Genomic DNA, 12,861 nt, shown 5'->3' with positions numbered 1-12,861 from the left:
GGGTACGGCGCGACCGGAGGTAACCCGGGGGCGCTCGGGCGGCGGGCTGCCTATCCTTGGCGACGACATGCAGAATCCAGCCGTACCCGCCGAGGCCGTCACCGTCCGCGACCTGCACCGCCGCCTCTCCTCGCTGATGTTCCGCGACCAGCGCCGCCTGCAGCGGCGGCTGGACGGGGCACGCAAGCTGCGGGAGCCCGAGCGGCGCGACGGCGCGCTCGCCGAGATCGCTGTGGACGTGGCCCGCGCCGAGGCGCGGCTGGCGGACCGGCGGGCCGCCGTGCCGATGATCACCTATCCGGCGCAGTTGCCGGTCAGCGAGCGCCGGGACGACATCGCCGCCGCGATCCGCGACCACCAGGTGGTGATCGTGGCCGGCGAGACCGGCTCCGGCAAGACCACTCAGCTGCCCAAGATCTGCCTGGAGCTGGGGCGCGGGGTGCACGGCCTGATCGGGCACACCCAGCCCCGCCGGCTGGCCGCCCGGACGGTCGCCGACCGGATCGCCGAGGAACTCGGCACCGAGCTGGGCGACGTGGTCGGCTACAAGGTGCGCTTCAGCGACCAGGTGAGCGACCGCAGCCTGGTCAAGCTGATGACCGACGGCATCCTGCTGGCCGAGTTGCAGACCGACCGGATGCTGCGCCAGTACGACACGTTGATCATCGACGAGGCGCACGAGCGCAGCCTCAACATCGACTTCATCCTCGGGTACCTCCGGCAGCTCCTCCCCCGCCGCCCCGACCTGAAGGTGGTCATCACCTCGGCGACCATCGAGACGGACCGGTTCGCCCGGCACTTCGCCGACGCCGACGGCGAGCCGGCCCCGATCGTCGAGGTCTCCGGGCGGACGTACCCGGTCGAGGTGCGGTACCGGCCGCTGGTCGAGGTGAGCGAGGCCGAGGAGGACGAGAGCGACGACGAGGAGAACGTCCGCGACCAGATCCAGGCGATCGGCGACGCGGTCGAGGAACTGGCCGCCGAGGGGCCGGGCGACATCCTGGTCTTCCTCTCCGGCGAGCGGGAGATCCGGGACACCGCCGACGCGCTGGGCAAGCTGGTGGAGAAGAAGCGGTCGCTGCTCGGCACCGAGATCCTCCCCCTGTACGCCCGGCTGTCGACCGCCGAGCAGCACCGGGTCTTCGCCCCGCACCCCGGGCGGCGGGTGGTGCTGGCGACCAACGTCGCCGAGACGTCGCTGACCGTCCCCGGCATCAAGTACGTGGTGGACCCGGGCACGGCCCGCATCTCCCGCTACTCCAGCCGGCTCAAGGTGCAGCGGCTGCCCATCGAGCCGGTCTCGCAGGCCTCGGCCAACCAGCGCAAGGGCCGCTGCGGGCGTACCTCGGACGGCATCTGCATCCGGCTCTACGACGAGCAGGACTTCCTCTCCCGGCCCGAGTTCACCGACCCGGAGATCCTGCGCACCAACCTCGCCTCGGTCATCCTCCAGATGACCTCGATCGGGCTCGGCGACATCGCCGCGTTCCCGTTCATCGACCCGCCGGACCGGCGCAACGTCACCGACGGCGTCAACCTGCTGCACGAGCTGGGCGCGCTCGACCCGACCGAGTCCGACCCGGCGAAGCGGCTCACCCCGCTGGGCCGGCGGCTGGCCCAGCTGCCGGTCGACCCCCGGCTGGCCCGGATGGTGCTGGAGGGCGAGCGCAACGGCTGCGCCACCGAGGTGATGGTGATCGCCGCCGCGCTCTCCATCCAGGACCCGCGCGAGCGGCCGGCGGAGAAGCAGGCGCAGGCCGATCAGGCGCACGCCCGGTTCGCCGACAAGGAGTCCGACTTCGTCGCGTTCCTCAACCTGTGGCGCTACCTGCGGGAGCAGCAGCGGGCGCTGTCGTCGAGCGCGTTCCGCCGGATGTGCAAGGCGGAATACCTGAACTACCTGCGGGTCCGCGAGTGGCAGGACATCGTCAGCCAGTTGCGCCAGGTGCTGCGTACCCCGGATCAGGGCGGCGGCGGGCGCGGCCGGCGCGGCGCGGCGGAGGTCCCGGCGGACGGCGGACGGCGCGGCCCGACCGCGGACCTGCCGGAGGAGATCGACACCCCGAAGGTGCACCAGTCGCTGCTGCCCGGCCTGCTGTCCCACGTCGGGCTCAAGGACGCGCAGAAGCACGAGTACCTGGGGGCGCGCGGTGCGAAGTTCGCGATCTTCCCCGGCTCGGCGCTGTTCCGGAAGCCGCCGCGCTGGGTGATGGCCGCCGAGCTGGTGGAGACCTCCCGGCTCTGGGGCCGGGTCGCCGGGCGGGTCGAGCCGGAGTGGGTCGAGCCGCTGGCGCAGCACCTGGTCAAGCGCAGCTACAGCGAGCCGCACTGGGAGAAGAAGCAGGCCGCGGTGATGGCCTACGAGAAGGTCACCCTCTACGGCATCCCGCTGGTCACCTCCCGCAAGGTCAACTTCGGCCGGATCGACCCGGCGCTGTCGCGGGAGCTGTTCATCCGGCACGCGCTGGTGGAGGGCGACTGGCAGACCCACCACCAGTTCTGGCGGGACAACCAGCGGCTGCTCACCGAGATCGAGGAGCTGGAGAACCGGGCCCGGCGGCGGGACATCCTGGTCGACGACGAGACGATCTTCCACTTCTACGACCAGCGCATCCCCGCCGACGTGGTCTCCGGCCGGCACTTCGACTCGTGGTGGAAGAAGACCCGCCGGGAGCAGCCGGAGCTGCTCACCTTCACCCGCGAGCTGCTGATCAACGCCGGTCGCGCCGGGCTGGACGAGGCCGACTACCCGGACGAGTGGCAGGCCGACGGGGTCGCCCTGCCGCTGACCTACACCTTCGACCCGGGCACCCCGACCGACGGCGTGACCGTGGACATCCCGCTGCCGCTGCTCAACCAGGTGCCGGCGGAGACCTTCGACTGGCAGGTGCCGGGGCTGCGCGAGGAACTGGTCGTCGCGCTGATCCGGTCGCTGCCCAAGGCCGTCCGACGCAACTTCGTCCCGGTGCCGGACTACGCCCGGGCCGCGCTGGCGGCGATGCCGGCGGGCGAGGAACCGCTGCTGGACGCGCTGACCCGGCAGCTGCGCCGGATGACCGGCGTCACCGTGCCGCGCGACGCCTGGGACGTCGACCGGCTGCCGGCCCACCTGCGGGTCAGCTTCCGGGTGCTCGACGAGGAGAACAAGCCGGTCGCCGAGGGCAAGGACCTGCCGGCCCTGCAACGCCAACTCCGCCAGGAGGTACGCCAGGTCGTGGCCGCCGCCGCGCCGGACGTGGCCCGGACGGGCCTCCGTGAGTGGAGCATCGACGATCTTCCTCGCACCATCGAGCAGGTCCGGGCCGGTTACGCGGTGACCGCGTACCCGGCGCTGGTCGACGAGGGCGCGACGGTCGGGGTGAAGGTGTTCGACTCCGAGGCCGAGCAGGCCGCGGCGCACTGGGCGGGCACCCGGCGACTGCTGCGGCTGACCGTGCCCTCGCCGGCCAAGTTCCTCCAGGGCCGGCTCTCCAACGAGGCGAAGCTGGCGCTCAGCCGCAACCCGCACGGCGGGGTGCAGGAGCTGATCTCCGACGCCGCCGGGGCCGCGATCGACAAGCTGATCGCCGACGCGGGTGGGCCGGCCTGGGACGCCGAGGGCTTCGCCGCGCTGCGCGAGCGGGTCCGTGCCGATCTGATCGACACGGTGGTCGACGTGATGGACCGGGTCCGCCGGGTCCTCGCCGCCGCGTACGCGGTGGAGCAGCGGCTCGGCGCGACCCGGAACCTGGCCGTGGTGGCCGCCCTGGCCGACATCCGCAACCAGCTCTCCGGGCTGGTGCACAAGGGGTTCATCACCGAGGCCGGGTATGCGCGCCTGCCCGACCTGCTGCGCTACCTGACCGCGATCGAGCGGCGCCTGGACCGGCTGCCGGGCAACCCGCAGCGGGACAAGCAGCAGCAGGACCGGATCGCGGTGGTGCAGAAGGAGTACGCCGACATGCTCGCCGCGCTGCCGCCCAGCCGGCGCAACTCGGCGGCGGTACGGCAGATCCGGTGGATGATCGAGGAGTTGCGGGTGAGCGTCTTCGCCCAGGCCCTCGGCACGCCGTACCCGGTGTCGGAGCAGCGGATCTACCGGGCGATGGACGACGCCGAAGGGCGCTGACCCGCGCCCCTCACGGCAGCACCCGGGCGGCGAGGTCGGCCCCGGCCGCCCGCAGCGCGGCCAGGTCGTGGTCGACGAGCCGCCCGTGGCGTTTGACGAACCGGCCGGCGACCAGCACGTCGGTGACGTCGGCCGGCCCGGCCATGGCCACCACCGCGCCGGCCAGCCGCCCCGGCTCGGGGCGGCCGACCAGGTGTTCCAGGCCGCGCAGCAGCACCACGTCGGCCTGCTTGCCCGGGGTCAACGAGCCGGTGCGGTCAGCCAGTCCGATCGCGGCGGCGCCGGCGACGGTCGCGGCATGGAGCAGGTCCCCGGCGGCCGGGGCGAGCGTCGTGGGGTCCCGCCCGACGTCCAGTGCGGCCCGGTGGTGACGGTCGCGCTCCAGCACCAGCGTCGCGCGCAGCTGGTCGAAGAGGCTGTGCCCGGCGGTGACGGCCACGTCGAGGCCGACGGCCGGCCGGGCGCCACGGGCGGCGAAGCGCCCGTACGCCGAGGGCCCGTGCCCCATCATCGCCTCGACGCCGGGGGTCACGGTGACCCCGGCCCCGCTGTCCACCAGCAGTCCCACCTCGGCGTCGGTGATGGTGTTGCCGTGCACGAAGTGCAGGTCCGGCCCGAGCAGGCCGGCCCGGTGCAGGGCGGCGACGGCGCCGGCCCGACCGCCGTGGGCGCCGCAACCGACGTGCATCGAGGCGACCAGGCCCAGCTCCCGGGCGACAGCGAGGTGCCGCCCGGTCTGCTCCATGGGCGCGTGCTCGTTGCTGAGCATGGCGACCGCCCCGGTGACCAGCCCGGCACGCGCGGCGAGGTCCGCCAGGCCGGCATGCCGCTCCGGGTCGCCGTGCCCGTACACCGCGCGGGCTCCAGACTCCGCCAGACCGGCGACGGACGCGTCCGCGTGCTCGTCGCTGCGGGTGGCGTTGCAGTAGTCGAAGACGGTGGTGACGCCGGAGTGCAGGGCCTCGGCCGCGCCGAGCAGGGCGCTGAGCCGCAGATCCGCCGGTTCCATCCGGGACGCCACGGTGCCGAGCAGCAGCGGCAGGTACGCCGACAGGCTGAGGTCGGCCCCGATCCCGACCAGCGCCGACTGCCAGAGGTGTCGGTGCGAGTCGACCAGGCCGGGCAGCACGACGTGTCCGCGGACGTCCTGGACCGCGGCGTCGGCCGGGTCGAGCCCGGGGCCGACCGCGACGATCCGGTCGCCGTCGATCAGCACGTCGGCGCGGGGCAGCTCGCCGAGGGCGTCGTCCATGGTCAACAGGTGGCCGCCGCGCAGGAGCAACTTGGGCATCGATCCCCCTTTTAGAAAAGCTTTCCTGAAAGCTTTTCCGAAAGGTATCAGGGTGTCGTCGGCCCGGCAATCCCCGCGCGGGTCGCTATCCTCGCCTCGTGGACAAGCCGGATCAGGGTCGGGACACCGTCGACGAGATCGTCGCGGCGTGGCAGCGGGAACTTCCCGCCGTCGCGACCCTGGAGCTGGAACTCACCAAACGCGCGACTCGGCTCGGCGCACTGCTGGCGGAGGCGGCGAACCGGAAGCTCGCCGAGTCGGGGCTGACCAAGGCCGAGTACGAGGTCCTCGCCGCGCTCAGGGCGACCGGGGCGCCGTACCGCCTGCGCCCGACCGAGCTGGCGAGCCGACTGCTGCTCTCCTCGGGCGGGACCAGCAATCTGCTGCGCCGTCTCACCGCCAGTGGACTGGTGATACGGGAAGCCGACTCGCGCGACGCCCGCAGCTCGTGGGTGCGGCTCACCGATGCGGGGGTCACCACCGCCGAGACCGCCGTACGCGCGGCCACCGCCGCCCAGCGGGAACTGCTCGCGGTCGTGCCGGAGAGCACCGGCCGGGTGGTCGCCGACCTGCTCCGCGAGGTCCTGATCGCGCTCGGCGACACACCCCGCGGCTAGAGCGGCTCCACCCCCGGCGGCAGCTCGTCGGTGGCGGTGGCGTCGTGGACGTACTCCAGCAGTATCCGGCGCAGCTCCCGACCGGCGTGGGTGGGCACCACGTCCCGGCGGCGGGCCACCGCGATGGTCCGCCGTACGCCCGGCGGGGCGAGCCGGGTGACCCGGACGCCGGCCCGGCGGGCGACCACGATGCCGGGTACCAGGGCGATGCCCAGCCCGGCCTCGACGAAGCTGAGCACGGCGTCCATCTCGCCGCCGTCGACCGAGATGGTCGGTTCGAAGCCGGCCTCCCGGCAGGCCTGGATGGTGGCGTCGCGAAGGTCGTAGCCCTCGCGGAACATCACCAGGGGCTGGTCACGCAGGTCGGTGATGCGCAGCTGACCGTTGTCCCGGGCGGCGGGCAGCGGGTCCACCGACGCGACGACGAGGCTCTCCCGCAGGATCGGGTCGGCGCGCAGCCCCGGGTCGGCGCCCTGGGCCGGCATGATGATCAGCGCCAGGTCGAGGTCGCCGCGCAGCAGGTCACGGACCAGGTCCTGGGAGCCGCTCTCCTCCACCCGCAGGTCCACGGTGGGGTGGGCGTCGCGGAACCGGCGCAGCACCGGTGGCGCGAGCGAGGTGGCCAGGCTGGGGGTGGCACCGAGGCGGACCCGGCCTCGGCGCAGGCCGACCAGCTCCTGCACCTCGCGGGTGGCGGTGTCGACGTCGGCGAGGATCCGCTTGGCCAACGGCAGCAGCACCTCGCCGGAAGCGGTGAGGGCGATGTTGCCCCTTACCCGTTCGAAGAGCGGGGCCCCCAGGTCGGTCTCCAGGGCGTGAATTTGCTTACTCAGCGAGGGCTGGGTTATGCCGACGAGCTCGGCGGCTTGGGTGAAATGTCGTACTTCTGCGACCGCCACGAAGTACTTGAGCTGATGGAGCTGCATCTACATAGCTTATGGCTATCAAGACTGCGAGGTCGATGCATTGGACGACTGATCAAAGTCCTCCTAGCGTCGGTCAGGTGGTAATCACGAAAACTCGGTCGCCCATCCGCTCGAACGTCGGCCTGAAGGCCGTCATGGCGGTGACGGGCATCCTCCTGGTGCTCTTCCTCGTCGTCCACATGCTGGGGAACCTGAAGATCTTCACCGGCGAGACGTCGTTCGACCACTACGCGCACTGGCTGCGGGAGATCGGCGCGCCGCTGCTGCCCACCACCTGGTACCTGTGGTTGCAGCGCACCGTGCTCACCGTGGCCGTGGTCGCGCACATCGTGGCCGCCACCGTGCTGGCCCGCCGTGCCCGCGCCGCCCGCCCGGTGAAGTACGCCCACCGCAAGAAGATCCAGGGCAGCTACGCCGCCCGCACGATGCGCTGGGGTGGGGTGATCATCCTGCTCTTCGTGATCTACCACATCCTGGATCTGACCACCGGTCACCTGAACCCCCAGGGCGACGCCAGCAACCCGTACGGCAACGTGGTCGCGGACTTCGCGCCGGAGCGCTGGTACGTCACGCTCTTCTACACCCTGGCGATCGTCACCGTCGGTTTCCACCTGCGGCACGGCATCTTCAGCGCGCTGCGCAGCCTGGGCCAGCAGACACCGAAGGGTGAGCGTCGCAACCGGGCGATCGCGCTGGTCGTCGCCGTCGGCCTCTGCGTCGGCTACCTGGTGGTCCCGTTCGCCGTACTCACCGGATTGGTGTCCTGACCATGGATCTCTTCACCGAGGGCGACCCGATCGCCGACACCAAGGCACCCGAGGGCCCCGTCGAGAAGCGCTGGGAGACCCGCCGCTTCGAGGCCAAGCTGGTCAACCCGGCCAACCGCCGGAAGATGACCGTGATCGTGGTAGGCACCGGCCTGGCCGGCGGCTCCGCCGCGGCGACGCTGGCCGAGCAGGGCTACCGGGTCAAGTCCTACTGCTACCAGGACAGCCCGCGCCGGGCGCACTCGATCGCCGCGCAGGGCGGCATCAACGCCGCCAAGAACTACCGCAACGACGGCGACTCGGTGCACCGGCTCTTCTACGACACCGTCAAGGGCGGCGACTTCCGCTCGCGGGAGTCCAACGTGCACCGGCTGGCCGAGGTCTCGGTCAACATCATCGACCAGTGCGTGGCGCAGGGCGTGCCGTTCGCCCGCGAGTACGGCGGCCTGCTCGACACCCGCTCCTTCGGTGGCGCGCAGGTGCAGCGGACCTTCTACGCGCGGGGCCAGACGGGCCAGCAGCTGCTGCTCGGGGCGTACCAGGCGCTGGAGCGGCAGATCGGCCTGGGCAACGTGGAGATGAACGCCCGGCACGAGATGCTGGAGCTGGTCGTCGTCGACGGCAAGGCCCGGGGCATCGTCGTCCGGGACCTGGTCACCGGCGAGATCAGCACCGAGATGGCCGACGCGGTCGTGCTCGCCTCCGGCGGCTACGGCAACGTCTTCTACCTCTCCACCAACGCCAAGGGCTGCAACGTCACCGCCACCTGGCGGGCACACCGCAAGGGCGCGTACTTCGCCAACCCCTGCTACACGCAGATCCACCCGACCTGCATCCCGGTCTCCGGCGACCACCAGTCGAAGCTGACCCTGATGAGCGAGTCGCTGCGCAACGACGGCCGGGTCTGGGTGCCGAAGGCCAAGGGCGACGACCGCGCGCCGCGGGACATCCCCGAGGACGAGCGGGACTACTACCTGGAGCGGATCTACCCCTCCTTCGGCAACCTGGTCCCCCGCGACATCGCCTCCCGCGCCGCGAAGAACGTCTGCGACGAGGGCCGGGGCGTCGGCCCGACCAAGCTCGGCGTCTACCTCGACTTCGCCGACGCCATCAACCGGCTGGGCCGCAAGGCGATCGAGGCCAAGTACGGCAACCTCTTCGAGATGTACGAGCGGATCACCGGCGAGGACCCGTACGAGGTCCCGATGCGGATCTACCCCGCCGTGCACTACACGATGGGCGGCCTCTGGGTCGACTACGACCTCCAGTCGACCATCCCGGGTCTGTTCGTGATCGGTGAGGCGAACTTCTCCGACCACGGCGCGAACCGGCTCGGCGCCTCGGCGCTGATGCAGGGCCTGGCCGACGGCTACTTCGTGCTGCCCACCACGATCGCCAACTACCTGGCCACCGGCCCGCTGGAGAACGTCGACGCCAGCCACCCCGAGGCGATCGCGGCCCGCCGCGACGTCGAGGACCGGATCACCCGGCTGCTGGCGGTCAACGGCGACCGGACCGTGGACTCGTTCCACCGGGAGCTGGGCCAGATCATGTGGGAGCACTGCGGCATGGAGCGCAGCGAGGCCGGGCTGCGCAAGGCCATCGACGAGATCCGCACGCTGCGGGATGAGTTCTGGCGGCGGGTGCGGGTGCCGGGCGACGGCGAGGGGCTCAACCAGTCGCTGGAGAAGGCCGGCCGGGTGGCCGACTTCTTCGAGCTGGCCGAGCTGATGTGCATCGACGCCCTGCACCGCGAGGAGTCCTGCGGCGGCCACTTCCGGGCCGAGCACCAGACCCCGGACGGCGAGGCGCAGCGCGACGACGACCGGTTCGCCTACGTGGCGGCCTGGGAGTACACCGGCACCGGTGAGCCGGTCGTGCTGCACAAGGAAGACCTGAAGTTCGAATACGTCCACCCGACGCAGCGGAGCTACAAGTGAACCTGACCCTGCGCATCTGGCGCCAGTCCGGCCCTGAGGACAAGGGTCGGATGGTGACCTACCAGGTCGACGACGTCTCCCCGGACATGTCGTTCCTGGAGATGCTCGACGTCCTCAACGAGCGGCTCATCCTCCAGGGCGAGGAGCCGGTCGCGTTCGACCACGACTGCCGCGAGGGCATCTGCGGCATGTGCGGTCTGATGATCAACGGCGACGCGCACGGGCCGCAGCGCGGCACCACCGCCTGCCAGCTGCACATGCGGCAGTTCTCCGACGGCGAGACGATCGACATCGAGCCGTGGCGGGCCCGCGCCTTTCCGGTCATCAAGGACCTGGTGGTCAACCGGAGCGCGTTCGACAAGATCATCGCCGCCGGCGGGTACATCACCGCCCCGACCGGCAGCGCCCCCGAGGCGCACTCCACGCCGGTGGCCAAGGCCAACGCGGACGCCGCCTTCGAGTCGGCCGCCTGCATCGGCTGCGGCGCCTGCGTGGCGGCCTGCCCCAACGGCTCCGGCATGCTCTTCACCGCCGCCAAGCTCACCCAGCTCTCGCTGCTGCCGCAGGGCCAGCCGGAGCGCTACACCCGGGTGATCGGCATGGTCGACGCGCACGACGAGGCCGGCTTCGGCGGCTGCACCAACGCCGGTGAGTGCACCGTGGTCTGCCCGAAGGGCATCCCGCTGAACACCATCGGCCGGCTCAACCGCGACTACCTGAAGGCCACCACCAAGGGCGCGGGCACCCCCGGCTCCTGACGCCAGTTGCGCACCGACCGCCGCATCCCCCAGGGGTGCGGCGGTCGGCGTTTTCCCGGGGGTACGCCGGGAAAGCAGCGCCGGCCCGGGCGGCCCGCCGGGTTCGAGCCGCCCACCTCGGGTAGCAGTCCCATGGACGGCACCGAGAGGGGACGATCAGGCATGAAGGCACTGACCTGGCACGGCAAGCGGGACGTCCGGGTGCAGGAGGTACCCGACCCGCGGATCGAGGAGCCCAGCGACGCGATCGTCCGGATCACCTCCACCGCGATCTGCGGCTCCGACCTGCACCTGTACGAGGTGCTCGCGCCGTACCTGAAGCCCGGCGACGTCCTCGGGCACGAGCCGATGGGCATCGTCGAGGAGATCGGCCCGGGCGTGACCCGGCTCGAGCCGGGCGACCGGGTCGTCGTCCCGTTCAACATCTCCTGCGGCGACTGCTGGATGTGCCGGCGGCAGCTCTACGCCCAGTGCGAGACCACCCAGGTCACCTCGGAGGGCAAGGGCGCGGCGCTGTTCGGCTACACCTCGCTCTACGGCTCCGTCCCCGGCGGCCAGGCCGAGTACCTGCGGGTCCCGCACGCCCAGTTCGGCCCGGTCAAGATCCCGGAGACCGGCGCGGACGAGCGCTACCTCTACCTCAGCGACATCCTGCCCACCGCCTGGCAGGCGGTGAAGTACGCCGACACCCCGCCCGGCGGCACCCTCGCCGTCTTCGGGCTGGGGCCGGTGGGCCAGCTCTGCGCCCGGATCGGCCGCCACCTGGGCGCCGAGCGGGTGATCGGGCTGGACCTGGTGCCGGAGCGGCTGGAGATGGCCCGCCGGCACGGCATCGAGACCCTCGACGTCAGCGAGCTCGAGGACGTGCCGGCCACCCTGGTCGACCTGGTCGACGGGCGCGGCCCGGACGCGGTGATCGACGCGGTCGGCATGGAGGCGCACGGCGCCACCTCGGGCAAGCTGGCCCAGGCCGCCGCCGGGCTGCTGCCCGACAAGCTCGCCCAGACCATGACCGACAAGGTCGGCGTCGACCGGCTCGTGGTGCTCAAGGCCGCGCTCAAGGCGGTCCGCCGGGGCGGCACCGTCTCCATCTCCGGCGTGTACGGCGGCGAGGTGGACCCGCTGCCGCTGATGGAGATGTTCGACCGGGGCATCCAGTTGCGGATGGGGCAGTGCCACGTGCGCCGCTGGACCGACGAGATCATGCCGCTGCTCTCCGGCGACGACGACCCGCTGGGCGTCGAGGACCTGCGTACCCACCGGGTGCCGCTGGCGCGGGCGCCGCAGGCGTACGAGATGTTCCAGAAGAAGCAGGACGGCTGCGTCAAAGTCGTGCTCGCACCGTGAGCCGGGTGGTGGTGGTCACCGGGGCGACCAGCGGCATCGGCCGCGCGGCCGCCCGGGAGTTCGCCGGGCGCGGGGACCGGCTGGTCCTCGCCGCCCGCTCCCCCGCCACCCTGGCCGAGGTACGCCGCGAGTGCCGCGACGCCGGCGCCGAGGTGCGTGAGGTGCCCACCGACGTGACCGCCCCCGGCGCGCTCGACGCCCTGGCGGAGGCGGCGCTGCGGGAGTTCGGCCGGATCGACGTCTGGGTGCACACCGCGGCGGTGATGGCGTACGGGCGCTTCGAGGAGATCCCGGCGGAGGTCTTCGACCAGGTGGTGCGGACCGACCTGCTCGCCTCCGCCGGGGTGGCCCGGGTCGCGCTGCGGCAGTTCAAGGCCGCCGGCGGCGGCACCCTGATCCTCACCGGCTCGGTGCTCGGGCACATCACCGCGCCCTACCTGAGCGGCTACGTCACCAGCAAGTGGGGCCTGCACGGCCTGGTCCGGACGTTGCAGCAGGAGTCGCGGGACCTGCCCGGGGTGCACGTCTGCCTGGTCACCCCCGGCAGCGTGGACACCCCGGTCTACCAGCAGGCCGCCAACTACCTGGGCCGGATGGGCCGACCGCCGCTGCCGATCACCACCCCGCAACGGGTGGCCCGGGCGATCGTGGACTGCGCCGACCGGCCCCGCCGGGAGATCTCGGTGGGCCGGGTGAACCTGCTCATGCGGGCCGGCTTCACCGTGCTGCCCGGCGTCTACGACGCGCTGGTCGGGCCGCTGATGCGCTGGGGCGGGCTGACCGACCGGCAGGTGCCGCCGCACGAGGGCGTGCTGTTCGCCCCCAACCCGGCCGGCGAGGCCGTCCGCGGCGGCTGGCTCCCCGACCTGCCACGCCTGGCCCGCACGGTCGGCAACACCGCCACCTCCGCGGTCACCGCCGGAGCCGCCGCCCTCCGCCGCCTCCGCTGACCATCCACGCCCCGTCCTCGCTCCTCCCACCACCGTCCGCCGCCCCACCTCCCCGGCCCCGCCGCGTCCCCGAACCGCGCCATCTTCTGGCCGCGCTTTCAGAGAAGGCGTGGCTATGGCGCGCGGAATAGCCACGCCTTCTCTGAAAGTGCGTGGG

The 12,861-nt window shown here is 72.2% G+C and carries 9 protein-coding genes; 7 read left to right on the top strand and 2 right to left on the bottom strand.

The annotated features are described in order from the left end of the window. Window positions 1-67 precede the first annotated feature (67 nt). Entirely contained in the window at window positions 68-4,108 is a 4,041-nt protein-coding gene (gene hrpA / locus ACTMTB_RS21085; RefSeq protein ID WP_441148003.1) for an ATP-dependent RNA helicase HrpA, read from the top strand. A gap of 10 nt (window positions 4,109-4,118) precedes the next feature. Here the strand turns inward: hrpA and ACTMTB_RS21080 are convergent, their stop codons facing one another. Beyond that, a complete protein-coding gene (locus ACTMTB_RS21080; protein WP_441148002.1) occupies window positions 4,119-5,399 on the bottom strand; it encodes an amidohydrolase family protein in 1,281 nt (426 codons plus the stop codon). Window positions 5,400-5,497: 98 nt separating this feature from the next. Between ACTMTB_RS21080 and ACTMTB_RS21075 the strand changes: the two genes are divergently transcribed. After that, the gene (locus ACTMTB_RS21075) at window positions 5,498-6,016 is read left to right on the top strand and encodes a MarR family winged helix-turn-helix transcriptional regulator (RefSeq protein ID WP_441148001.1); all 519 of its coding nucleotides are present in this window, start codon (window positions 5,498-5,500) and stop codon (window positions 6,014-6,016) included. On the opposite strand, the gene ACTMTB_RS21070 is transcribed toward ACTMTB_RS21075, so the two are convergent. After that, on the bottom strand, window positions 6,013-6,942 hold the full coding sequence (locus ACTMTB_RS21070; protein WP_441148000.1) for a LysR family transcriptional regulator: 930 nt from the start codon (window positions 6,940-6,942) through the stop codon (window positions 6,013-6,015). The two genes, ACTMTB_RS21075 and ACTMTB_RS21070, sit on opposite strands and share 4 nt — an antisense overlap. Before the next feature lie 83 nt (window positions 6,943-7,025). Here ACTMTB_RS21070 and ACTMTB_RS21065 point away from each other — a divergent pair, with 83 nt between their 5' ends. The 5 genes from ACTMTB_RS21065 (at window position 7,026) to ACTMTB_RS21045 (ending at window position 12,704) form a co-directional block, all read left to right on the top strand. Then, the gene (locus ACTMTB_RS21065) at window positions 7,026-7,709 is read left to right on the top strand and encodes a succinate dehydrogenase cytochrome b subunit (RefSeq protein ID WP_441148129.1); all 684 of its coding nucleotides are present in this window, start codon (window positions 7,026-7,028) and stop codon (window positions 7,707-7,709) included. Between the two features lie 2 nt (window positions 7,710-7,711). Then, window positions 7,712-9,649 carry a fumarate reductase/succinate dehydrogenase flavoprotein subunit gene (locus tag ACTMTB_RS21060; RefSeq protein WP_441147999.1) on the top strand — a complete coding sequence of 646 codons (1,938 nt, stop codon included), beginning with the start codon at window positions 7,712-7,714 and terminating at the stop codon, window positions 9,647-9,649. Next, the gene (locus ACTMTB_RS21055) at window positions 9,646-10,407 is read left to right on the top strand and encodes a succinate dehydrogenase/fumarate reductase iron-sulfur subunit (RefSeq protein ID WP_154938411.1); all 762 of its coding nucleotides are present in this window, start codon (window positions 9,646-9,648) and stop codon (window positions 10,405-10,407) included. Before ACTMTB_RS21060 ends, ACTMTB_RS21055 begins: the two co-directional genes overlap by 4 nt. A gap of 162 nt (window positions 10,408-10,569) precedes the next feature. Further along, a complete protein-coding gene (locus tag ACTMTB_RS21050) occupies window positions 10,570-11,754 on the top strand; it encodes a zinc-dependent alcohol dehydrogenase (RefSeq protein WP_441147998.1) in 1,185 nt (394 codons plus the stop codon). Beyond that, a complete protein-coding gene (locus ACTMTB_RS21045; protein WP_441147997.1) occupies window positions 11,751-12,704 on the top strand; it encodes an SDR family NAD(P)-dependent oxidoreductase in 954 nt (317 codons plus the stop codon). Before ACTMTB_RS21050 ends, ACTMTB_RS21045 begins: the two co-directional genes overlap by 4 nt. Window positions 12,705-12,861: the final 157 nt, after the last annotated feature.

Origin of the sequence: Micromonospora sp. L32, from assembly GCF_052068055.1 — a bacterium.
Taxonomy (GTDB): Bacteria; Actinomycetota; Actinomycetes; order Mycobacteriales; family Micromonosporaceae; genus Micromonospora; species Micromonospora purpureochromogenes.
Note: the sequence above shows the minus strand (reverse complement) of the source record. Positions and strands in the feature narration are given on the sequence as shown.

Bases quoted from the DNA above. Each gene is read 5' to 3' on its own strand.
- hrpA (WP_441148003.1), top strand. From the start codon at position 68: ATGCAGAATCCAGCCGTACCCGCCGAGGCCGTCACCGTCCGCGACCTG.
- ACTMTB_RS21080 (WP_441148002.1), bottom strand. From the start codon at position 5,399: ATGCCCAAGTTGCTCCTGCGCGGCGGCCACCTGTTGACCATGGACGAC.
- ACTMTB_RS21070 (WP_441148000.1), bottom strand. From the start codon at position 6,942: ATGCAGCTCCATCAGCTCAAGTACTTCGTGGCGGTCGCAGAAGTACGA.
- ACTMTB_RS21060 (WP_441147999.1), top strand. From the start codon at position 7,712: ATGGATCTCTTCACCGAGGGCGACCCGATCGCCGACACCAAGGCACCC.
- ACTMTB_RS21050 (WP_441147998.1), top strand. From the start codon at position 10,570: ATGAAGGCACTGACCTGGCACGGCAAGCGGGACGTCCGGGTGCAGGAG.